19 protein-coding genes are annotated in these 19,383 nt (G+C 74.4%); 10 read left to right on the top strand and 9 right to left on the bottom strand.

Annotated elements, in window-relative coordinates:
* Nucleotides 1-13: 13 nt before the first annotated feature.
* Nucleotides 14-646, top strand: a complete 633-nt coding sequence (locus IE106_RS06835; RefSeq protein ID WP_229840108.1) for an HD domain-containing protein — start codon at nt 14-16, stop codon at nt 644-646.
* Nucleotides 647-1,106: 460 nt separating this feature from the next.
* Nucleotides 1,107-1,292, top strand: coding sequence for a hypothetical protein (locus tag IE106_RS06830; protein ID WP_229840106.1), 186 nt, complete (start codon nt 1,107-1,109; stop codon nt 1,290-1,292).
* A 208-nt stretch (nt 1,293-1,500) separates the two neighbouring features.
* Here the strand turns inward: IE106_RS06830 and IE106_RS06825 are convergent, their stop codons facing one another.
* The gene (locus IE106_RS06825; protein WP_189531199.1) at nt 1,501-2,184 is read right to left on the bottom strand and encodes a TetR/AcrR family transcriptional regulator; all 684 of its coding nucleotides are present in this window, start codon (nt 2,182-2,184) and stop codon (nt 1,501-1,503) included.
* A gap of 107 nt (nt 2,185-2,291) precedes the next feature.
* On the opposite strand from IE106_RS06825, the gene IE106_RS06820 reads away from it, so the two are divergent.
* Complete coding sequence (locus IE106_RS06820; protein ID WP_189530868.1) at nt 2,292-3,269, top strand: alpha/beta fold hydrolase; 978 nt, start codon at nt 2,292-2,294, stop codon at nt 3,267-3,269.
* Nucleotides 3,270-3,458: 189 nt separating this feature from the next.
* Here IE106_RS06820 and IE106_RS06815 read toward each other — a convergent pair whose 3' ends face one another.
* Entirely contained in the window at nt 3,459-4,511 is a 1,053-nt protein-coding gene (locus IE106_RS06815) for a VOC family protein (protein ID WP_189530866.1), read from the bottom strand.
* A gap of 188 nt (nt 4,512-4,699) precedes the next feature.
* Nucleotides 4,700-5,320, bottom strand: a complete 621-nt coding sequence (locus tag IE106_RS06810) for a hypothetical protein (protein ID WP_189530864.1) — start codon at nt 5,318-5,320, stop codon at nt 4,700-4,702.
* A 439-nt stretch (nt 5,321-5,759) separates the two neighbouring features.
* On the opposite strand from IE106_RS06810, the gene IE106_RS06805 reads away from it, so the two are divergent.
* The 4 genes from IE106_RS06805 to IE106_RS06790 all read left to right on the top strand — a co-directional run bounded on the left by IE106_RS06805 (nt 5,760) and on the right by IE106_RS06790 (nt 9,845).
* Complete coding sequence (locus IE106_RS06805; RefSeq protein WP_189530862.1) at nt 5,760-6,659, top strand: NAD-dependent protein deacetylase; 900 nt, start codon at nt 5,760-5,762, stop codon at nt 6,657-6,659.
* 947 nt (nt 6,660-7,606) lie between these two features.
* A complete protein-coding gene (locus IE106_RS06800; protein ID WP_189530858.1) occupies nt 7,607-8,647 on the top strand; it encodes a vWA domain-containing protein in 1,041 nt (346 codons plus the stop codon).
* A gap of 153 nt (nt 8,648-8,800) precedes the next feature.
* Complete coding sequence (locus IE106_RS06795; RefSeq protein ID WP_189530856.1) at nt 8,801-9,397, top strand: hypothetical protein; 597 nt, start codon at nt 8,801-8,803, stop codon at nt 9,395-9,397.
* Between the two features lie 211 nt (nt 9,398-9,608).
* The gene (locus tag IE106_RS06790; RefSeq protein ID WP_189530854.1) at nt 9,609-9,845 is read left to right on the top strand and encodes a hypothetical protein; all 237 of its coding nucleotides are present in this window, start codon (nt 9,609-9,611) and stop codon (nt 9,843-9,845) included.
* A 283-nt stretch (nt 9,846-10,128) separates the two neighbouring features.
* Here the strand turns inward: IE106_RS06790 and IE106_RS06785 are convergent, their stop codons facing one another.
* Together IE106_RS06785 and IE106_RS06780 are read right to left on the bottom strand one after the other, a co-directional pair.
* Nucleotides 10,129-11,655, bottom strand: a complete 1,527-nt coding sequence (locus IE106_RS06785) for a PH domain-containing protein (RefSeq protein ID WP_189530852.1) — start codon at nt 11,653-11,655, stop codon at nt 10,129-10,131.
* A complete protein-coding gene (locus IE106_RS06780) occupies nt 11,652-12,215 on the bottom strand; it encodes a PH domain-containing protein (protein ID WP_189530850.1) in 564 nt (187 codons plus the stop codon). Before IE106_RS06780 ends, IE106_RS06785 begins: the two co-directional genes overlap by 4 nt.
* A gap of 123 nt (nt 12,216-12,338) precedes the next feature.
* Here IE106_RS06780 and IE106_RS06775 point away from each other — a divergent pair, with 123 nt between their 5' ends.
* The gene (locus IE106_RS06775; RefSeq protein WP_189530848.1) at nt 12,339-13,016 is read left to right on the top strand and encodes a TetR/AcrR family transcriptional regulator; all 678 of its coding nucleotides are present in this window, start codon (nt 12,339-12,341) and stop codon (nt 13,014-13,016) included.
* A gap of 136 nt (nt 13,017-13,152) precedes the next feature.
* On the opposite strand, the gene IE106_RS06770 is transcribed toward IE106_RS06775, so the two are convergent.
* Nucleotides 13,153-13,656, bottom strand: a complete 504-nt coding sequence (locus IE106_RS06770; RefSeq protein ID WP_229840105.1) for a DoxX family protein — start codon at nt 13,654-13,656, stop codon at nt 13,153-13,155.
* A 36-nt stretch (nt 13,657-13,692) separates the two neighbouring features.
* Nucleotides 13,693-14,568, bottom strand: a complete 876-nt coding sequence (locus tag IE106_RS06765; RefSeq protein WP_189530846.1) for a VOC family protein — start codon at nt 14,566-14,568, stop codon at nt 13,693-13,695.
* Nucleotides 14,569-14,653: 85 nt separating this feature from the next.
* On the opposite strand from IE106_RS06765, the gene IE106_RS06760 reads away from it, so the two are divergent.
* The gene (locus IE106_RS06760; RefSeq protein ID WP_189530844.1) at nt 14,654-15,640 is read left to right on the top strand and encodes an Lrp/AsnC family transcriptional regulator; all 987 of its coding nucleotides are present in this window, start codon (nt 14,654-14,656) and stop codon (nt 15,638-15,640) included.
* Nucleotides 15,641-15,770: 130 nt separating this feature from the next.
* Here IE106_RS06760 and IE106_RS06755 read toward each other — a convergent pair whose 3' ends face one another.
* Nucleotides 15,771-17,003 (bottom strand): FAD-dependent oxidoreductase, encoded by a 1,233-nt coding sequence (locus IE106_RS06755; protein ID WP_189530842.1) that lies wholly within the window; start codon nt 17,001-17,003, stop codon nt 15,771-15,773.
* Between the two features lie 97 nt (nt 17,004-17,100).
* On the opposite strand from IE106_RS06755, the gene IE106_RS06750 reads away from it, so the two are divergent.
* Nucleotides 17,101-18,105: a helix-turn-helix transcriptional regulator gene (locus IE106_RS06750; RefSeq protein ID WP_189530840.1), complete on the top strand. Its 1,005-nt coding sequence runs from the start codon at nt 17,101-17,103 to the stop codon at nt 18,103-18,105.
* Between the two features lie 214 nt (nt 18,106-18,319).
* On the opposite strand, the gene IE106_RS06745 is transcribed toward IE106_RS06750, so the two are convergent.
* Nucleotides 18,320-19,255, bottom strand: coding sequence for a TIGR04222 domain-containing membrane protein (locus IE106_RS06745; protein ID WP_189530838.1), 936 nt, complete (start codon nt 19,253-19,255; stop codon nt 18,320-18,322).
* Nucleotides 19,256-19,383 lie beyond the last annotated feature (128 nt).

Here is a 19,383-nt window from a genome sequence, read left to right as displayed (position 1 = left end):
CCCCCGCACCGTCGTGGCGCTGAACACCCTGGACTTCGTGAAGGGCATCGAGGACCAGGCGATCTTCAACCACAGTCTGCGCAGCTACCTCTACGGACGCCTCCTCGGTGAACGGCAGGGGCTGCTGCCCGACCGCGACTACGACGACGAACTGCTGTTCCTGGGCTGCCTGCTGCACGACGTCGGCCTCACCCACGAAGGCAACCGCGACTGCTGCTTCCACCTCGACGGAGCCGATCTGGCCGTCGACTTCCTCACCGAGCAGGGAGTGTCGCCCGAGCGGGCCGAGGTCGTCTGGGACGCCGTCGCGCTGCACCTGCACCACGAGATCGCCGTACGCAAGCGACCCGAGATCGCCCTGGTGTCGACCGGCGCCGGATTCGACCTCGGTTTCGAGGGCCGGCCCGCCCTTCCGGCCGACTACACCGACGACGTCCACGCCGTGCTGCCCCGGCTGCACGCCGCCGCCGTGGTTCACGACACGATCGTGGGCCAGGCGCTCGACAAGCCGCAGAAGGCGCCGCCCTTCACCCCGCCCGGTGAGCTCGTCCGCCAGAAGACCCACGAGGTCTGGCCCACCTGGGAGCAGCTGGTCACCCACCCCTCCGGCTGGAACGACTACGACGGGTACCGGCCGAAGACGTGAGGCCGAGCCTCCGGCCGGTCGTTCGGCGTCACCGTCCGGCCGGGGGCTCCTCACCCCCTGGTTGCCCGCGCGAGGTGCCCGGCGCGCGCTGTCGAGACGCCGAGAGATCGGGGGCGGGGGCGGGGAGGAACCGCGGGGGAAGGGTTGCCCGGTGGGACCGGGTGGCCTTGCCGTACCGGGTGGCGATGCCGCGACGTGAGGTGCAGGGGAGGGAGCCGGGGTTCCGTCCGGAGGGGGCGGGGGCGCACGCCGGGGCGGTGGGGGCGTGCGGAGGTAATCCGAGGCAAAGAACCGGTCAGGAAACCGCCGGCTCGTCGGTAAATATGGCTGATTCGGGCATCCCTTCCGCGTCGAGGACGGCCTCGGGCAGGGGGCGGGAATGGGCGATCGGAACACGGATGCGGGCCGGCGCTGCCTGGTGGCGGATCGGAACGATCCGACGCCTTGCGAAGGGGAGTTGATGGCGGTGACGGTCATCACCGGCGACGGGAAGGAGATCACGGGCTGCGTGCATCACAGCGCCCGGCAGCTCGCCAGTCTCCAGGGGTCCCGGCTGCACCCCATGGCGGCCCTGATGCCGTGGGTGGTGGACGTCTACTGCCGCGCGGCCGCGCTCACTCCCTTCCCCTGGGAAGTCGGGCTCTGACGGCACCGCCTGCACGGTCGCCCGTGCGACGAAGACGACGACGGCCCGGGTGACGGTCCGCCGGGTGATCGGGGAGGGGTTCCGTTCCGGCGGATCCCCGCGGACGCCGGCCACGGCGGACGACGCGGGCGCGCACCGCCGGAGACCGCCCGGCCACCGGGTCGATGACCGTCGCGGGACCGGATGACTCCGGCTCCCGCCGGACCCGTCAGGGAGAGTCGGGCCTGATGAGTCCGGTGAGTACCCGACGCATCGTCCGCTCGAACATCGCCTGTGGCGCCTGGGGCGAGCCCGCTTCGACGCCCTCGGCCATGGCGGCGGCGACGTGCGGGTGGGTTCGCCGGGTGGCCGCCTCCCTCAGGTAGGCGATCTGTCCCGCCCTGCGGTCCGCGTCTTCGCGGCTCGACCCGAGTTCCGTTCGGGCGAACTGGGTGACGAGGGCGTTCATGAGGGCGACGGTCTCCAGCTTGATCCGTCCCGGCAGGGGCACGGGCGCCAGCGCCCTCAACGCGTATTCCAGGTAGTCCAAGCCCCGAGGGCCCAGCCGGAGGGGTTCCGGCGAGACGTCCACCAGCCACGGGTGCCGCAGATGGACCGCCTTGGTACGGGACGCGAGGGCGACCACGTCCTCGACGGGGTCGCCCGTCAGGGGGACATCGAGGTCGACTTCTCCCGTGACCGCGTCCGTCATCAGGTCGATCAGGTCGTCGCGGCTGGAGACGTAGCGGTAGAGCGACGCCTGGCCCGTGCCCAGGGCCTTGGCCACCTGGCGCATGGACGCCGCCGCCAAGCCGCTCCGGTCGGCCAGTCCGATGGCCGCGGCGGTCAGCTCCGCTCGGCTGTGTACGGCTGCGGGGCCGCGGGCGCCGCGTTCGGGCCGTGCCCAGACCATCGTGTGTTCCCGTGCCAAGTCGTCCACCCGTCCCGACCGTCCTGGTCGTGTTCGTGTCGTCCCCCTACACTAAATTGCGAACACCGATCGCAGTTATGGAGGCCCTCATGTCCTCGTCATCGGCCGGCCCGTGGAGCGCGACCCGCTGGGCCGAGAACGGCACGGTCCGGCTCGCTTTCGACCGGTGGCTCGAACCGGCCGACGGTGAGCCGCTCCTACTGGTCATCGGGCTGGGAGCGAACCGCCACTGGTTCCCGGACGGGCTGTGCCGGATGCTGGCGGGGCGTGGTTTCGCGGTCGCCCGTTACGACCAGCGCGACGGCGGGGAGTCGACCCGCCTCCCGCCCACCGCCACCCGAAGTCCCCTCTCCGCGCTCTTCGGGAAGCGCGGGGAGGCGTACACCGCGGAGGACATGGCAGACGACGCCGTCGCGGTCATGGACGCCCTGGGATGGCCGTCGGCTCACCTGCTGGGTGTCTCACTCGGCGGCGCCGTCACGCAGCGCGTCGCGCTGCGGCACCCGGGCCGGGTCCGGACGCTCACGTGCGTGGCGGCCGTGCCCGCAGACACCTCGGGACTGCGGGCCGCGCGCTACATCCGGATGAGGACCCTGGCGAAGTTCGCCGCTCTGAGGTTCCCCGACACACCCGAGGGCAGCATCGCGGCCGGCGTCGCCGTGTCCCGTCTCCTCGCCTCGCCGAACCGCCCCTTCGACGAGTCGGCGGCCCGGGAAAGCGCCGCCCGCAACGTCGACGGCGGCGTGCACGACCGGCAGGCGCAGAGCCGTCAGATCGGCGCGCAGTGGCACGGCGGGAAGATCGACGCCATGACCCGGCCCACCCTTGTGCTCCACGGGGCGGACGACCCTCTCATCAAGCCCGCGGCGGCACGGGCGATCGCCTCCCGGATCCCCGGCTCGCGCCTGGTCCTCCTGCCCGAAGTCGGTCACGAGCTTCCCGAGCACGCGTGGGAGAGCGTCACCACGGAGGTTCGCGGACTGGCCGACACCGCTCACCGCCGGCCTCCACGATCCGCCGGCCGAAGCGGTCGGACCCGCCGCCACGGGGGTCGGCCCGCCACCTGACGTGCTCGGTCGCACCCGTCGACCGGCAGGGGCGGGGCGTCCTCCTTCCATGGTCCGAGGGGGCCGCCCGTTCGGCCGGTCCGGCTCCCCCGCCGCGTGCGCGCCGGCCTTGCGGCCGCGACGGCGCCCCCGGCACCGTCCGCTGCGACAGCTCCCCCGACTCGTCCGGCACCGAACGCCCCACGGCGATCACGCGCCCGGGCCGGAACCCCACCCGCCCCGGACGGGCCGGGTGGTGGATGACCCGCCCGCTGCCGGTCCGGCCGCGGGGTGGAAGACGACGGCGGTGCCCAGCGCGGCGTCGGCCGGTACGAACACGTCGCCGGACGGCGTCTCGCGCGCGGGGAGCCCGTTGCGGCGCAGCAGGTCGCAGGTGGCGGCGAGGTCGCGTACGACGACGGTGTAGCCGACGAGCGCCGGGAGCGCGCGGGGTCGCTCGCCCGGCAGGAAGGCCGCCAGACGCGAGTCGGGGACGAGCGTCAGGGCGGCGCCGTCGAGGTCGAAGACCCGGGCGGGCCCCTCCTGCCGCGCCGACCGGCCGAGGTACGCCTCGTACCGCTGCCGGACCGCGGTCGTCTCCGGGTCGGCGACGCAGAGCACCGCCCCGACGAGCTCGACGGCGCCGTTGGGGTGGTCGAGGCGGCGGGCGCCCTGGACGTCCGGGTCCAGGTCGGCGACGACACCCACCCGCCCCTCGGCGACCGCGCCCGGCCCGGCAGCGGGCTCGTCGCCGTCGATCTCCAGGTAACGGACGGTCTCCACCGGGATCCCGGCGCCCCGGGGCGCGGGCCGCCGCACCGTGTTGACCCCGCCGTGCCGGACGCCGGTGGCGGTCAGCCGCGCGGCTGCCTCGTCGAGGGCGGGCGAGGAGAACATGAGGATGTGCAGTCCCTGGAAGCGGTCCAGGCACCGCACCAGGTTGGCGCTGGTCTCACCGATCCGTTCCACGAGCACGGGCAGTACCTCGGCCGGTGCTTCCAGGGGGACGAGGTGCGTGCCGGCGGGCAGGCGTCCGGCGTCGCCGTCCCCCACGCGGGTCGCGAGTTCGAGGAAGGAACCCGCGAAGTCGGCGTGGGTGTTGGCGGCGCCGAAGGGTTCGGGCGCCCCGCCTTCACGCCGGGGCATCGCCGGGCAGCTGGGCGGTGGGACGACGAAGCCCAGCCGCTCGTACAGGCTGATCGCCTGCGTCAGGTCCTCCACGACGTGGCCGACGTGGTGGAGGCGGGCGATGTCGTGTCCCATGGCCGTCACCGTAGGAAAGGCTCGATCGCCGGTCAACGCACCACCGGACGGGCCCGCCCCCGGACCGCCGGGGCCGGCGCGCATTCGCCGCCCCCCTACGGTCGGTTCGCCGTCCTCGTGCGTGTCCGGCGGGTCCTCGTGGATCCGCCGGACACGTGCGGGGCACGCGGGGTGCTCCGCTCCCGGGCTCACCGGGCCCCTGTCCGCTTCAGCGGGTGGAGGGGAGGCGGCGTGGCGTGCCGCTGGGGAGTGACCTCGGGCGCAGGCGGTCGGCTGCCCTGGAACCGGGCGGACGAGGCGAACTCGTGACCTGACCAGACGTCACCGCCACGCCATGCGGATCCGTCCCAGACGAAGGCCGAGGCGATCGTCCCGTAGTAGCCCTGCCCGCATGCCTGCCATCCACCCCAGTCGTACACCTGCTTCGGTCCCCACGGGCCGGGGAACTCGCCCCCCGACTGGCCCGTGGCGCCGTACTTCCAGGGGCTGGTGCGGCACACCGCCCAGGCGGAGCCGTTCCACCGGTAGACGGTGGCCCGCGCGGCGGCCCAGCCGTCGGGCCTGGACAGGCCGGTCCCGCACCCGGGGGTCAGTGCGTAGGTGTTGGCGTAGGCGATGTTGCCGGAGAGCGTTGCGGGTCGCAGGTGGTCGATTCCCGCGTCTCCCTGGACGCACAGACCGGAACCGTTGTACACGGTCACCCTGGTCGCCCAGGTCCACGCGTTCGCCGGTTGCGTCCAGACCACGGTCATCAGCAACGCGACGACCGAGCACCACGCGGCTTTCAGAGTCAGGCGGAGTACTGTCATGGTCCCTCCGTTCCTCGATTCCCCGGTTCGCCCGCGAACCGGGATCCCGCGGGCCGCCCCCGGGCGCCGCCCGCCGGCGGAAGCCGTCGGGAGCCTCGGACGGACGGGTGTGACCGGCCGGATGACGCGATCGGTTCCGGCACCGGTCAGGCCGGTGCCGGCCGGCGGGGCATGCTGCGGACACGTGACGTGGCCGGCGTACTCACGGCCCCACGAGACGAGGTGTGTTTCGGTGCTGCGAACCAGATGGTCGCGAGAGGGTGAGCCCCAGTCGGCTCACCGCCTTCCACCATAGGTGATGCAGTCACGCCACGCCTGTCGGCAGCTTCCCCGCACGTGAGCACCGCTCCCCCGCCCCGGATCGCGTACGGCGACGTCCCGGGCCGGTGGCGTCGTCCACCGCGAAACGGGGAGGGGGACCGTTCCGTACCCTGGCGGTATGCGCATGCGCCCCACTCTGAGCTGGACCCCCACCGAGGACCTTCCGCCGGGCACCACGGACCTGGAGCCGGTCGCCGAGGCGTTGAGCGCCGGCGGTGTGCTGGTGCTCAGCGGGGCGGGCCTCTCCACGGAGTCGGGCATCCCCGACTACCGGGGCGAGGGCGGGAGCCTGAGCCGGCACACCCCGATGACCTACCAGGACTTCGTTTCCGGCGCCCGGGCCCGGCGCCGGTACTGGGCGCGCAGCCACCTCGGGTGGCGCACCTTCGGCCGTGCCCGACCCAACGCCGGGCACCGTGTGGTGGCCGCGTTCGGGCGGCACGGCTCGCTCCTGGGCGTGATCACCCAGAACGTCGACGGCCTGCACCAGGCCGCCGGCAGTGAGGACGTCGTCGAACTGCACGGAAGCCTGGACCGGGTCGTCTGCCTTTCCTGCGGCGTCTTCAGCCCGCGCCGTGAACTCGCCCGGCGGCTGGAGGAGGCCAACGCGGGCTTCGAGCCGGTGGCCGCCGGAATCAACCCGGACGGTGACGCCGACCTCACCGACGAGCAGGTCGGGGACTTCCGCGTGGTGCCCTGCTCGCACTGCGGCGGCATCCTCAAACCGGACGTGGTGTTCTTCGGCGAAGCCGTTCCGCCGCGGCGGGTCGAGCACTGCCGCGAGCTGGTCCGCGAGGCCACCTCACTGTTGGTCCTCGGCTCATCGCTGACGGTGATGTCCGGACTTCGGTTCGTCCGCCAGGCGGCCCAGGCGGGCAAGCCGGTGCTGATCGTCAACCGGGATCCGACACGGGGCGACCAGCACGCCCTCACCCGCGTCGCGCTCCCCCTCGGAGCGGCCCTCACCGCCGTGGCCGACCGGCTGAACGTCCCCGTCGACGGCCGGGCCCCGGCCTGAGCGGCAGCAGCGGTCGCCGCCGGGTGGAAAAGCCCCGCCGATCACCGGCCGGGCGGACGAGACGGGCGGCGGGGTGCGGTCCGCGGTGGCGCGGCCGGGCCCGGCGGCGTCGCCGTGGCACCAGCACCCGAACGGATCGGCCGGCCCCCTCCCTCCGGCAGGGGCCGGAGCCGGACGGCCGGGTCAGCGAGCGAAGATCATGAACAGGATGGCCGTCACCGCCGCGCTGAGGAGTAGGGAGCCCAGGCAGCCGATCCGATTGCTGAAGAAGAAGAACATGGCGCCCGCCTACCCCGAGATCCCCGTATTCGCACAGCGGAGTCGATGGCGCCGATGGTCCGGGGGGTACGGGCGGGCGGTCCCGCCCGGCACGGCCGTCGTGGTGCGGGTCGTACGGCGTCCGCCCGCGCCGTACCGCCCGAGTGTGGCAGGGGGATCGACCCCCGTGCGGGCCTCGCCCCCGCTCCGCCCCATGGCGCCCGGGCGGCGGGGTGTCCAGCGGCCCGCCGGCTGGTTCGCCAAGTACCCTCTGGAACAGGCCAGTTGGGCAGCCTGCCACCCCGAGTGGAGTGAGAGGAAGCGGCCCCTGCCGGTACCCCCGGGGGCACAGTGAGCAGGGCGCGGTCGACGGCGAGGGGGAACCCGTGCCGGTGAAGCCGGACACGGAGGGTCTGCGGCACCCACATCAGGGGGCGGGCTCACCCCCGGACGACACGACGCACCGACGGGGCCGGACACGAAGCCCCCGCCACGGGTGGAGGGTCGACCCTGCCGGCACACCGGCACGCGGAGCGGTCCCGGACCGTGGTGGTGCCCCAGGTCTCGTGCGGTGCCCCGGGCACCACCACGGTCCGGGGGTCTTCATCCGGTCCGGGAGCTCACGTCGATTGTCAGTGGTGGGTGAGACGGTAGGACCATCGAACCGGAGAGAACGGGGAGTTACTACCATGTCCGGAGCCCAGAACTACATCAACCACGTTGCCCTCGTGCTGGACGCCAGCTCGTCCATGGCGCGCCTGAGTGGCAAGGTCGTCGAGGTCGCCGACCAGCAGATCGCCTATCTGGCGCGCCGGTCACAGGAGTTGGACCAGGAGACCCGTGTCACGGTGTACGTCTTCGCCGACAAGGTGCAGTGCGTCATCTACGACAAGGACGTGTTGCGGATGCCGTCGCTGAAGCAGCTGTACCGGGTCGGTGGGATGACGGCGCTGCTGGCGGCGACGCTCAAGTCGCAGCGGGAGCTCGCGCAGACGGCTCAGCTCTACGGTGACCACAGCTTCCTGACGTTCGTGCTCACCGACGGGCAGGAGAACGCAAGCCACCGCTGCCCGGACGCCCCCACCAAGGACCCGCGTGAACTGGTGCGGTCCGTGGCCGAGATGATCGAGACGCAGGGCGACAACTGGACGCTGGCCGTCCTCGTGCCGGACCAGATGGGCAAGCGCGAGGCCATGCAGTGCGGTTTCCCGAAGGACAACATCGCCATCTGGGACGCCACGAGCACGCAGGGCCTGGAGGAGGCCGGGCAGGTCATCCAGCAGGCCACCGAGAAGTTCATGGTGGGCCGCACCCAGGGCATCCGGGGGTCGCGGGCGGTGTTCTCCACGGGCGCGGACACGGTCAACAAGGACACCATCAAGGCCGCCGGCCTCGCCCCGGTGAACCCGTCGGCGTACCAGCTGCTCCCGGTGGCCCGCGCGGCGGCGATCCGTGACTGGGTCGTCGAGTCCGGGCACACCTACCGTACCGGGGGCGCGTTCTACCAGCTGAGCAAGTCGGAGAAGATCCAGCCGAAGAAGCAGATCGCGGTGCTGGAGAAGAAGACGGACCGGGTGTACACGGGGCCCGAGGCCCGAGCCCTGCTCGGCCTGCCGGACGTGGAGGTCCGCATCAAGCCGGACCACAACGACGACTTCACGATCTTCGTGCAGAGCACCAGCGTGAACCGGAAGCTCGTCCCGAACACGCGCCTGCTGCTGATGAACTGACACCTCGAGGACCCGTCGGGGTGGTACGACACCACGGACATCCAGCCGAAGGGCGCCCTTCGATGGCATCCGGGTTCTCCGCCCTGCCGCCAGGGGGCGTTCCTCGAGGGGAGGGGCTGCTGGGGCACCGGGGAGTCTCAGTACGGTTCTCCCATGGAAGATCAGCGTCATCAGGAGGGGGCCGCTGCCCGGCCGGGCGGCGAGCAGGCCGCCGTGCCTGACCCCACCCTCACCGAGGGGGCCGCGCCACAGCTGACCGTGTTCGTGTGCGCCGCCTGCGGCGCTGCGCTGACGGGGCCGCTGAAGCGTCTGCCGGCAGTGCCCGAGGCCCCCTGCCGCGCGTGGTGGGAGGCCGAGGAAATGGGGCCGTCACCGGCCACCGTGCCGTCGGGCTGCTACGCGATCGAAACGGAGCCGTACGGCCCGCCTCTCGTCGTCGCCGAGGCACCCGGCCCGGTGATGCCGCGCCACGGGACCCGCTACAACGTCGACGGGCAGCCGCTGGTCTCCCGGGGCCCGCGAGGGAACATCGTCATGAACCCGGACGACGCTCGCGGATTGACGACGCGGCACGCCTCCGCCGCATGCTGCGGGGCGACCCCCGAGGGGGGACTGAACCAGCTCTGTGCCTGCGGGACACTCGTCGCGACCCTCTGCTCCGACTGCTGCCTGCCGTACGAGCTGCACCTCTCCCCCGACCACGTCCGCGCCCTGCCGTCCCCCTCCCCGGGCTCCGGCCCGGCCGCGTAGGCGCATGCGCCGAACCGGTGCCGTCGCCCTCCAGGAACAACGCGGCGCCTCCGAGCCGGCGGCCGCTGCCGGAACCCACCCCCGCAGCCGGCCCCTCTCACCGGCCGGTCGATCCTGACCGGCGGCCCTCCCCCCACACCTCTCACCTTTCACCCCGCACCCCGCACCCCGCACCCCGCACCCCGCACCCCGCACCCGCGAAGGGAACGCCATGACCGACACCCCGCCCTCGGGTTTCCTGCGCATCGTCCTGCGTGCCGACTCCCTCGCCGCGTCCTCGGCCGGGACGATCATCCTGATCACGGTTCTGCTCATGCTCGTCTTCAGCGACACCGTCGCCGGCATCGCCACCGCGGCAGGGCTCTTCGCCCTCTGGGTCGCGGTCGGCTGGACGGGCCGCAGGCACCAGCGGTCCACCGGGCGGGACCAGGCGGCTCCTGACCGCTGAACGATGAAGCTCCCGGCTCGCCGTCTGCCGAAGGACACGGCCGAGGGCCGGCCCGCCGGGGGCGTTCCCGAGCCGGTCGGCGACGCGTGTGCGGCACGGGCCTTCCGTGTCGGCCTGGGCGGGGGGGCGCCGCACCGGCCGTCCCGCGCGTCGGGGTGTTCCGGACTCGGGGCCCGAACGCGGCCGTGGTCGCGCCGGCTCGGTCCCCGGCCCGGCTCGCGGCGCACGGGGTCGCGTCGCGCCTGCTCCCGCCCTTCCCCCGCCGGAGACGGGAGGCCCCGGTTCAAGACCGTGGACGTCGTACGGGAGGGATGGTGGGGGCGTGGTGGTCCAGGAACTCCTCCAGGATGCCCGGCCGGGTCGCGGTCGCGAGGGGGACGGCGTCGGCGGCGGCCATGTCGCGTACGCGGTAGGCGTGTCGTCCCGCGGCGACCGCCGCCGTGAGCGTGAGGAGGCCCGCGCGGCGGCCGGACGGTGAGGTGGAGAACGTCCAGGCGACGATCTCCGAACGTTCCAGCGCCAGGGTGTCCCGGCTGAACGTGCCGGAACGGACCAGGAGATGGCGCCCGTGCAGGGCGTGGCCGAGGCTCCGGTACGCGTCGCGGGCCAGCAGCTCGGTCACCGCCGTCGCGAGCAGGGCGTGGACCCAGGCGGCGTGGAGGAAGACCGGCGTCACGAGCAGTCCGAGGGCGAGGAACACGACCGTCGCGGGCAGGACGGCGCACAGCAGGCCGCGGGTCCTCCGGCGGCGCAGCGCGGCCCGCGGATGGGGGGTCAGCGCGACGGAGTCCCACGGAGGAGCGGGCGCGCGGAGCGCTCCGGCGACGACGCGCGCGGCCTCGGTACGCGGCGCCGGCGGGAGCAGGGCGCCGCGCGCGTGGGCCTCCTCCCTGTCGCCGAGCCCGCCCGCCACGGCCGTCACGCTCGCCCCTCCGGCCGCCCGCAGCAGCAGGGGTTCACGGAGCAGCACGCCGTGCAGCCGGCCGCGTTCGAGCGCGACCGCGCGGGTGGTCAGCAGACCGCGCCGTACCGTGAGGGTGTCGGCGTCGGTCCAGGCGGCGTTGTACCCCCACCAGTTCTCCGCGTACACGACGACGGCGCCGAGGGATCCCAGGGCGGTCACGGCGACCAGGAGCACCGGCACGGCGAGCCACGGCGTGTGGGCGCCGAGCGCGCCGAAGGCGTCCTGGACGTACCGCGCCCGCCACGGGTCGATGCCGGCTCCGTCGAGGATCCGGTACGCGGTGCCCACGGCGATGCCCACGCCGCCGAACACCCAGAAGGTGAGGGGCGCGTAGCGCAGCCAGCGCCAGTCGAGGCGGCTGAGGACGGCGTCGCCGGCGACGGCCCGGTCGTCGGGGCGGGCGAGGAGGGCGGCCCTGAGGCGGTGTGCCTCGCGGACCGTGACCGCGTTGAGGGTGATCCCGCCGTGCTCCCCGCCGGAGGCGGTGGTCGCGGCCCGTAGGACGACCAGCCCGAGCAGCCGGTGGAGCGGGGTCGCGGTCAGGTCGACGTTGCGGACCCGGTCGAGCGGGATGGTGCGGCGCTGCCGGCTGAACACGCCGCTGTGCAGGACGAACGCGTCGGCGGTGAACCGGTAGCGGGTGCGTGACCAGGTGATCAGGCCGGCTGCGGTGACGGCGGCGAACGAAGCGAACAGGGCGGCCAGGGTGATGCGGGTGCCGGCGGGGATGCGGCCGCCCGTGGCGAGCACGGTGAGGGCGAGCGGTCCGAGCGGTGGGGCGAGCCAGCCGCAGTGGACGAGCAGGGTGCGGGCGGCGGGCCGCCGCCAGGGTCCGGCGTGGTTCACGCGGCGCCCCCCGGTACGCCCGCGTCCGCGCCGCCGGCCGGGGCGGGGGGAGCGGTGCGGGTGGTGTGGGCGGCCCGGCCGATGGTCCGTGCGAGTTCCTCGGCCAGCGCGTCCGGCAGGCCCATGATCTTGATGTCGCCCGCGGTGGAGGCGGTGGTGACGGTGAGCGTCGCCAGTCCGTACCGCCGTTGGATGGGGCCGCGGACCGTGTCGACGGTCTGCACCTGGCTGAGCGGCGCGACACGGCGCCACTGCCACATCCAGCCTCCGGCGCCGTAGACGGCGTGCGCGCCGAGTTCCCAGGCGTGCGTGGCGTACCGGCGGCGCGGCATGAGGAGCAGGTAGCCGAGGGCGGGCACCACGAGGACGGCCAGGAGCAGCGGGGCGAGCCAGGGCAGCGCGCCGGCGAAGAAGAGGGTGCAGAGCAGGCCGAGCGCGAGGGCGGTCAGCAGCATCGGGCCGCTGACCGTCACCAGGGCCTGGAGCGTCCACCAGCGGCGGGCCAGGGGGTCGACCCGGTGGCGGGGCGGCCTCAGACGGGGCGCGGGAGGGAGGGACATGGGGGCGGCCCACTTTCCAAGTCAACTGTATTGGATAGCGATACGTTACAACGGTACAAGTGACTTGCCAAAGCGATGGCCCGGGGGACCCGGCCCGCCGCACGGAGGAGATGAGGTCGTCCGGTGCCCAAGAGGGTGGACCACGAAGCCAGGCGCACGGAGATCGCGGAGGCGCTCTGGCGCATCGCGGGGACGCGGGGCCTCGACGGCGTGAGCCTGCGCGAGGTGGCCGCGGAGGCGGACATCTCGCTGGGAAGGCTCCAGCACTACTTCCGCACGAAGGACGAGATGCTGCTCTTCGCCCTGCGCCACATCAACTCCCTCGCGGAGCGGCGGATCCGCGAACGCCTCGGCGCGCCGGCGGCCGGCCCGGACCGGGGCGAAGACCAGGACCGGGGCGAAGACCAGGACCCGGACCCGGAGCAGGGCCCGGGACCGTCGCCGCGGGTCGTCCTGCGCGCGTGTCTGGCGGGCATGCTGCCGCTGGACGAGAAGAGCCGGGTGGGCGCGCTGGTCGGCGCGGCGTACTTCGCCCGCGCGGTCCACGACGAGCGGCTGTGCGAGGAGGCCAGGGAAGGGATCCCCAGACTGGCGGAGTTCTTCGCCGCGCTCCTGCGCGGTGCCCAGGAGCGCGGCGAGCTGGCCGCGGGGCGGGCCCTCGACCCGTACACCGAGGCGATGCTGCTGATCAGCCTCGTCGACGGCCTGACCACGTACACGCTGCTCGGCGTCCAGACGGGCGAGGAGGCCCTGGCGCGGCTGGACGCGCACCTGGAGCGGCTCTTCGCCGACGCCGGCTGAGCCCCTCCCCCGCGGGCCGCCCGGACAGACGACCCGACGAACAATCACGCCACCGGAGACGGCGTCCGCGCCCCACCCGGCAGGGCGAGCTTCGCCGGGTGGCCCCCGCGGCCGCCGCGCGGAGCCTCGGGCAGACTCATGCGCGTACTTCCTCGGGCCGGTGGACGGCGTCCCTCCTCGGTGCGTACGCCCACACCGCGACCGCGATGAAGAGCAGCTGCTCGGGTATCCGGAACCAGAGGGGGGTGGCCGGCTCCCCGTTGAGGGGGATGCCGTCGACGGCGGCGTGGACGTTGGCGGGGATCATCAGGACGAAGAGCACGGCGAGGCCCGCTCCGGCGGCGCGGCGGGTCCTCTCCCGGAGCAGGCCCACGGCCCCGAGGATTTCCAGGACCCCGGTGGCGTGGACCGCGAGGGCGGGAAAGGGGACGTAGGGCGGCACCATGGCCACCAGTTCGTCGCGGCCGGGCACGGGGCCGACGGCCGTCGGGGCGAAGTGGGCGGCGGCGGTGCAGAACAGCATGACGGCGAGGCCGTCGGCGGCGGCGGTCCGCCAGGTGGCGAACCGCCTGACGCCGAACGCGCCGAGCAGCCGGAACACGAGGGTGGGGCCGACGAGGAGCATGAGGGTGCCGAACACGGCGGGGTCCTTTCGGTGAGGTGTTTCCCGGGGCGCTCAGGCCGCGGCGAAGAGGAGTCCGGCGCCGTACGCGTCGCGCGCGGAGACGAGGAAGCCTTCACGGGTCGACAGGGTCGCCGTGCCGTTGTCCTCGACCAGTCGCCGCGCGCCGCGGAGGTCATCGACCACGATCGTCATGGCGGCGAAGTACGAGGGGGCCGGAGCCGGTTCTCCGGGCAGTACCTCCCCGGCGTCCGAGGCGCGCAGGACCCGCAGCCGCGCCGCCCCCGCGTCGAACACCGCCATGGGCCCCTCCTGGCGGGCGGCCGTCCGCAGGATCAGGGCGTACCGCCGGGTGATCGCGTCGAACTCGGCGTCGTCGGCCACGAGGAGGACCCCTCCCAACCCGCGGGCTCCGTTGCGGTGGGTGAGGTGGCGCGGTTGGTGCACGTAGTGGCGGGTCCGGTGCTGGGCGACCCCCACGTACCCCTCGGGGGTCGAGCCGGGGTCCAGGTGGACCGCCCGTGCCCGGACCGTGCGTCGCCCTTCCTCCGTGTCGACCTCCCGCTCCAGGTCGAGCACGCCCGTGGTGCCGAGGCCGGCATCGGCGAGCCGGCGGGCGGTGGCCTCGGCGTCGTCGGTCTCCAGGTTCAGCATCCGGAAGCCCTCGTACTCCTTCGCCATCTCCCTCGTGTGCCAGGGGTCCGGCGCGTGTTCGTCGACGATGCCGAGGAGCTCGATGTACGAGTCGCCGAACAGCGCGCACCGGTTGGCGGTGCAGCCGAGGACCGGTGCCTGTCCCGGCCGCGCGCCGAGGAGGTGCCGCGAGCGGGGGCTGAGCGTGAAGCCGAAGGCCGTGAAGGTCCGTACCAGGCCGTCGAGGTCGCTGGTGAGGACGGCGGTGTGGTGGATGCCGCGCGTGCTGTCTGTCATGGCACCGATGGTGTGTCCGCCGCGCGCGCTTGTCCCGGGCCGGAGGCGGTGACGCCGCAATCCGACGCCCACCTATGATCTCCTGGTGCGATCCGTCACCCTGGACCTGCTCGATCGGCAGCTCCTGCACGCGCTCCAACTCGACGGGCGTGCCGCCTTCAGCGCGATCGCCGAGGTGCTCGGGGTGTCGGACCGGACGGTGGCCCGGCGCTACGACCGGCTGCGGAGCAGCGACGCCGTCCGAGTGGCGGGGGTGCCCGACAGCCGCCTGACGGGGCACGCCGATTGGCTGGTGCGCCTGGGCGCCCTGCCGTTTTCCGCCGCCCCGCTGGCCCGGGCACTGGCTCGACGCCCCGACACGGCGTGGGTGACCCTGGCTTCCAGCGGCACCGAGATCGTCTGCGTCTTCCGCGTCGCCGCGGGCGGGCCCGCTCCCCTCGCGGACCTGGGCCGCCTGCCGCAGGTCACCGGGGTCCGGGCCCAGCGGCTGCTGCGGCCGGCGATGAACGGCCGCTGGCGGGGCCGGACTTCGGCGCTCGACGAGGACCAGATCGCCGCGCTGCGACCGTCTGCCGCCGTGGACCCCGCCCCAGGCCCCCTTGCGGAGGCCGACGGCGCGGCGGTCCCCCTGACCCGTCTCGACCGCAGCCTGCTCCCCGCCCTCGCCGCCGACGGCAGGGCGACCTACCCGGCACTGGCCCGGCGCAGCGGCTGGTCCGAATCCGCGGTACGGCGCCGCCTGGCGGAACTCCGGCGTGCCGCGGTCGTCACCTTCGACGTCGAGGTCGACGCCGGCTTGCTGGGGTTCTCCGCGCAGTGCCTCCTGTGGCTCACCGTCACACCGGCCCGTCTGGGCGACGTGGCGCGTACGCTCGCCGAGGACCCGGAGGCGGCCTTCGTCAGCACCACCACCGGCCCGGACAACCTGTTCGCCATCGTCGTCTGCCGCGACACCGATGCTCTCGACACCTACCTCACGGGCCGCCTCGGTGTCCTCGGCGGTGTCGACCGGGTGGAGACCGCACTGGTCACCGCCTATGCGCGCCGAGCCGCCCGCGTCGAGCAGGGGTGAACGACAGCCCCCTCCGCGGGGGCCCGCAGGAGAGTCGCCGCACCACCGGCCGGTTCCCCGGCCCCACCGTGCTCGGTCGGGCCGCCCCCGCGCCCGGGCCGGCAGGACGCGGGCCGCACCGACGTGATCGTCAGCGCCGCAGCCGGGCGGCCGCGGCCAGGAGCGGAGTGGTCGCGGCGGTAGCGGCGGCGCCGAGCGCGGTGTCGGTGGCCAGGACCAGGCGGACCGTCCTCATGGCCAGGGTGAGGATCTCGCCGCCGCGCCGGCGCATGCCCGCCTCGAACCGGGCCACGGCCTCGACCGGTGCGGTACCGCCGTCAGCGACGTCGCCCAGGTGCCGGAGCAGGGCGGCGGCGTCACGGATCGCCGCGCCGGCCCCCATTCCGGCGGTGGGCGGTGTGGCGTGGACGGCGTCACCGAGCGCGGTGATGCGGCCCGCGGGCCACGGCGCGAGGTCGGCGGCCCGGGTCGAGGCGGCGTTGAAGCGGTACGCGGCCACGCTGTGCGGGTCGGCGCGGGCGAGGAGTTCGAGGGTGTGCTCGGCCCAGCCCCGCTCGCGGAACCGTCCCACCAGCGCGGCCCGCAACGCACCCTGGCGCAGACCCCGCAGGGAGTCGGTCACGGCGCTTTCGGGGAACATGGCGCCCCAGATGTAGGTGGGGCCGGTGGTGACGGACATCCGCAGTTCGGGGGCGTCGAGCGCGGCGTTGCCGACCGGGTCGAGGAAACCGACGTAGAGCGCCGCGCCCCGCGGGCCGACCGCCAGCCCTGATCGTGTTCCGAGCCGCTGCCGTTCACCGGGGCTCAGGTCCTCGCGGAGGGTGCGGCCGGAGAAGCCGATGATGCCCGCCGGGCTGTTGGTCGGGCCGCCCGCCAGGTGCCGGGCGACGAGGGAGTGGGTACCGTCCGCACCCACCACCAGGTCCGCCGAGGCGGGTGCGGCGTCGGCGAACAGCACGCGGGGCACACCGTCGCCGTCCCGGTCGACACCGGACACGGTCCGCCCCAGGCGGAGGTCGTCGCCGACCGCCTCCGCCAGCAGCACGCGCAGGGTGACGCGGTCGACATCGACGCCGGCATCACCACTGAGGTCCGGCCCGCGGCCGAGCAGCCGGCCGCGCCGGTCCCAGAACGCGTCGCGGTCGCGCAGCCGCAGCGCCGAGGCCAGCAGCCGCCGCATGATCTGCGGCGCCACCATCTCCCGCAGCGCCGACTGGGCCCGCCCGTCCAGGGTGATGTGGTAGCCACCCGTCGCCGCCACGTCGGTGTCGCGGTCGAACACCGCCACCTCGAACCCCCGGCGGCGCAGACCCGCCCCCAGAGCAAGCCCACCGATTCCCCCACCGACCACGAGAACACGCATGCCGAACCGTCCTGTTCCGTCACCGCTTGCTGGTACGAGGCCCCACCCTGGCAGCGGTGGTGGACACCGAGTGGCCACCACCGGTCATGATGGGACGATGGCGAGTACCTCACGGCGAGCACTGCGGCTGCTGTCCCTCTTCGCATCGCGCCGGCTGTGGCCCCTGCGCGACCTCGCCGCCGGGCTCGGAGCCAGTGAGCGCACCGTCCGCCGTGACATCGAGACCCTGCGCCGGCTCGGGTACCCCATCACCACGGTTCACGGCCCCGGCGGCGGGTACCGGCTCGGCGCGGGGCACCCCCTCCCGGCCCTCGTGTTCGACCGTGACCAGGCCCTCGCGGTCGCGGTGGCCCTGCAGACCGCGCCCCGCACGGTGTCCGGCCTGGAGGACGACGCGGCGCGGGCGCTGGCCGCCCTGGAGCAGGCCGTACCCGCGGCGCTGCGGGCACCCATGGAGTCCCTCCGGCTGACCAGGCTGCAGAACTACTGGGAGTTCCCGGCGCCCCCCGTCGACCCGGCCGCGCTCACCGCCGTGGGAACCGCGGTACGCCACCGCCACGTCCTCGTCGTCGAGACGCTGCGCGCCGACGGCTCACGCCCCGGACCCGGCGACGACGACTTCCTGCCCGCCCGCCGCATCGAACCCCACCACCTGGTCGTCTGGGCCGGCCGCTGGTACCTGGTCGCCTACGACCTCGGGGACGACCAGTGGCGCGTGCACCGTGTCGACCGGCTCCGCCCGCGCCCCACCACACGGCCCTTCGGCCCGCGCCAGCACCCCCACGACGACCTCGCCCGCTTCGTCATGAGCAGTCACGAGCGCGGCGACACCCCCGCCGCCTGGCCGTGCACCGGCAGCGCCCGACTCGACCTGCCGGCCGGCGTCGTCGCCCGCTGGGCACCGGGCGGCTCGGTCGTCGAACACCTCGACGCCGGGCACTGCCGGCTCACCCTCGGCGCCTGGTCCTGGGCGGGCGTCGCCGGGATCCTCGTCACCTTCGACGCCGAACTCACCGACCTCCGGCCGCCCGAACTCGCCCACGCGTGCCGGCGGATCGCCCACCGGTTGGCCGCCGTCGCGGACGCCGGAGGAGAACCGTAGCCCCCCTCGGAGGCGCTCCGCCGGGATGCGGGACGACGCGACCGGGTCCCGCCGGAAGCCGGGCCGGTGGGGGCGGCCGGGCAGGGGTGGAGGCGGACGCCGGCCGGGTCGATCGCACGCGGGTCGTCACCGGCCCCGCGGTCTTCGCGCGGGAGCCGGCTCCGCGAAGCCCCGTCCCGCTCCCCCGCGTCGACGCGCGTCCCCGTCCGGCCGCTCACGAACCCCCGCCGCACCCGCCTCCTCCGCCCCCGCACCCGCCGGACCCGCCGGCGTCTCCCCCGCACGCGCCGCCGTCGACCGAGGAGTGCCAGTCGGCGAGGGTGCCGCTCAGGGCGGCGCCGGTGCCGTCGCCGTAGGGGCTCTGCCGGGCCTTCCAGGACTCCGGGGTGACCAGCGCCCGCAGTTCGGGGTCCCGGGAAGCGGCCAGGCCGTCGAGGGCGACGGCACCGAGGGGGGTGCCGGCGAGGACGGTCAGGGCGTCCGCCGGACGGGAGGGAGCCGGGCGCACGCGTCCGGCGCGCAGCGTGTCGAGCTTCCGCTGGACGCGGTACGGCACCCGCGCCGCCGTCGGCCTGACGAGCTTGGCCGGTACGGCCGCGACGGCGGACAGGGCCAGACCGGCCCACCAGCGGTGAGGCGTACCGACGGTGAGCTCGTACAGGGTCAGCGTCGTCGGAAGCACCGCCGCCCACCACAGCAGGCGCCCGGCGCGGTGCTGTCCGCGCCGCAGGGAGGCGGCGGTCAGCAGGCCCTCCGCCTGCAGGCGGTCGTCGACGGACCGCACCGCGCGGCTCGTGGCGGCGCGGGCGACCAGTTTGCCGAGGCGCTCGGTGCGGGAGACGCCCGCCGCCTCGACCAGCGCCTTCTCGATGCCGTCCCTCACGCCGGCCGCGTACGCACCGTCGTGGAGGGTGACCGTGCCGTCCTCCGCGACGGACAGCCGGCCCTCCCCCTTCATCCGGAACAGCACCGTCGCGACGACCCGGCGGGGTCCGCCCGCGAGGAAGGCCAGTTCCTCGGCGGACAGGTCCTCGCGGACCGGTCCGCCGCTCCTCAGCACCGCCCTGATCCGCGCGGCGACGGTGAGCCGGTAGCCGATCGCACCGGTCGTGAGGACCAGCGCGGCGAGATGGAACCCTTCGTAGGACATGGCCGTTCCCCCGTGTTCCCCCGTTGCCCTGGAGGGGTTGTCCCCGGAGGGGGAGATCGGCAAGCCCACCGGCGACGGCCCGGCAGCGGAGCGGCCGCCCGGCCCCGCGGCCGGGCCGTCCGGCGGGT

This window comes from Streptomyces roseolilacinus, from assembly GCF_014649335.1.
Classification (GTDB): Bacteria; Actinomycetota; Actinomycetes; order Streptomycetales; family Streptomycetaceae; genus Streptomyces; species Streptomyces roseolilacinus.
This window is presented reverse-complemented; position numbering and strand designations above follow the sequence as displayed.

Bases quoted from the DNA above. Each gene is read 5' to 3' on its own strand.
- IE106_RS06830 (WP_229840106.1), top strand. From the start codon at position 1,107: ATGGCGGTGACGGTCATCACCGGCGACGGGAAGGAGATCACGGGCTGC.
- IE106_RS06825 (WP_189531199.1), bottom strand. From the start codon at position 2,184: ATGGTCTGGGCACGGCCCGAACGCGGCGCCCGCGGCCCCGCAGCCGTA.
- IE106_RS06820 (WP_189530868.1), top strand. From the start codon at position 2,292: ATGTCCTCGTCATCGGCCGGCCCGTGGAGCGCGACCCGCTGGGCCGAG.
- IE106_RS06815 (WP_189530866.1), bottom strand. From the start codon at position 4,511: ATGGGACACGACATCGCCCGCCTCCACCACGTCGGCCACGTCGTGGAG.
- IE106_RS06810 (WP_189530864.1), bottom strand. From the start codon at position 5,320: ATGACAGTACTCCGCCTGACTCTGAAAGCCGCGTGGTGCTCGGTCGTC.
- IE106_RS06805 (WP_189530862.1), top strand. From the start codon at position 5,760: ATGCGCATGCGCCCCACTCTGAGCTGGACCCCCACCGAGGACCTTCCG.
- IE106_RS06800 (WP_189530858.1), top strand. From the start codon at position 7,607: ATGTCCGGAGCCCAGAACTACATCAACCACGTTGCCCTCGTGCTGGAC.
- IE106_RS06795 (WP_189530856.1), top strand. From the start codon at position 8,801: ATGGAAGATCAGCGTCATCAGGAGGGGGCCGCTGCCCGGCCGGGCGGC.
- IE106_RS06790 (WP_189530854.1), top strand. From the start codon at position 9,609: ATGACCGACACCCCGCCCTCGGGTTTCCTGCGCATCGTCCTGCGTGCC.
- IE106_RS06780 (WP_189530850.1), bottom strand. From the start codon at position 12,215: ATGTCCCTCCCTCCCGCGCCCCGTCTGAGGCCGCCCCGCCACCGGGTC.
- IE106_RS06765 (WP_189530846.1), bottom strand. From the start codon at position 14,568: ATGACAGACAGCACGCGCGGCATCCACCACACCGCCGTCCTCACCAGC.
- IE106_RS06755 (WP_189530842.1), bottom strand. From the start codon at position 17,003: ATGCGTGTTCTCGTGGTCGGTGGGGGAATCGGTGGGCTTGCTCTGGGG.
- IE106_RS06750 (WP_189530840.1), top strand. From the start codon at position 17,101: ATGGCGAGTACCTCACGGCGAGCACTGCGGCTGCTGTCCCTCTTCGCA.
- IE106_RS06745 (WP_189530838.1), bottom strand. From the start codon at position 19,255: ATGTCCTACGAAGGGTTCCATCTCGCCGCGCTGGTCCTCACGACCGGT.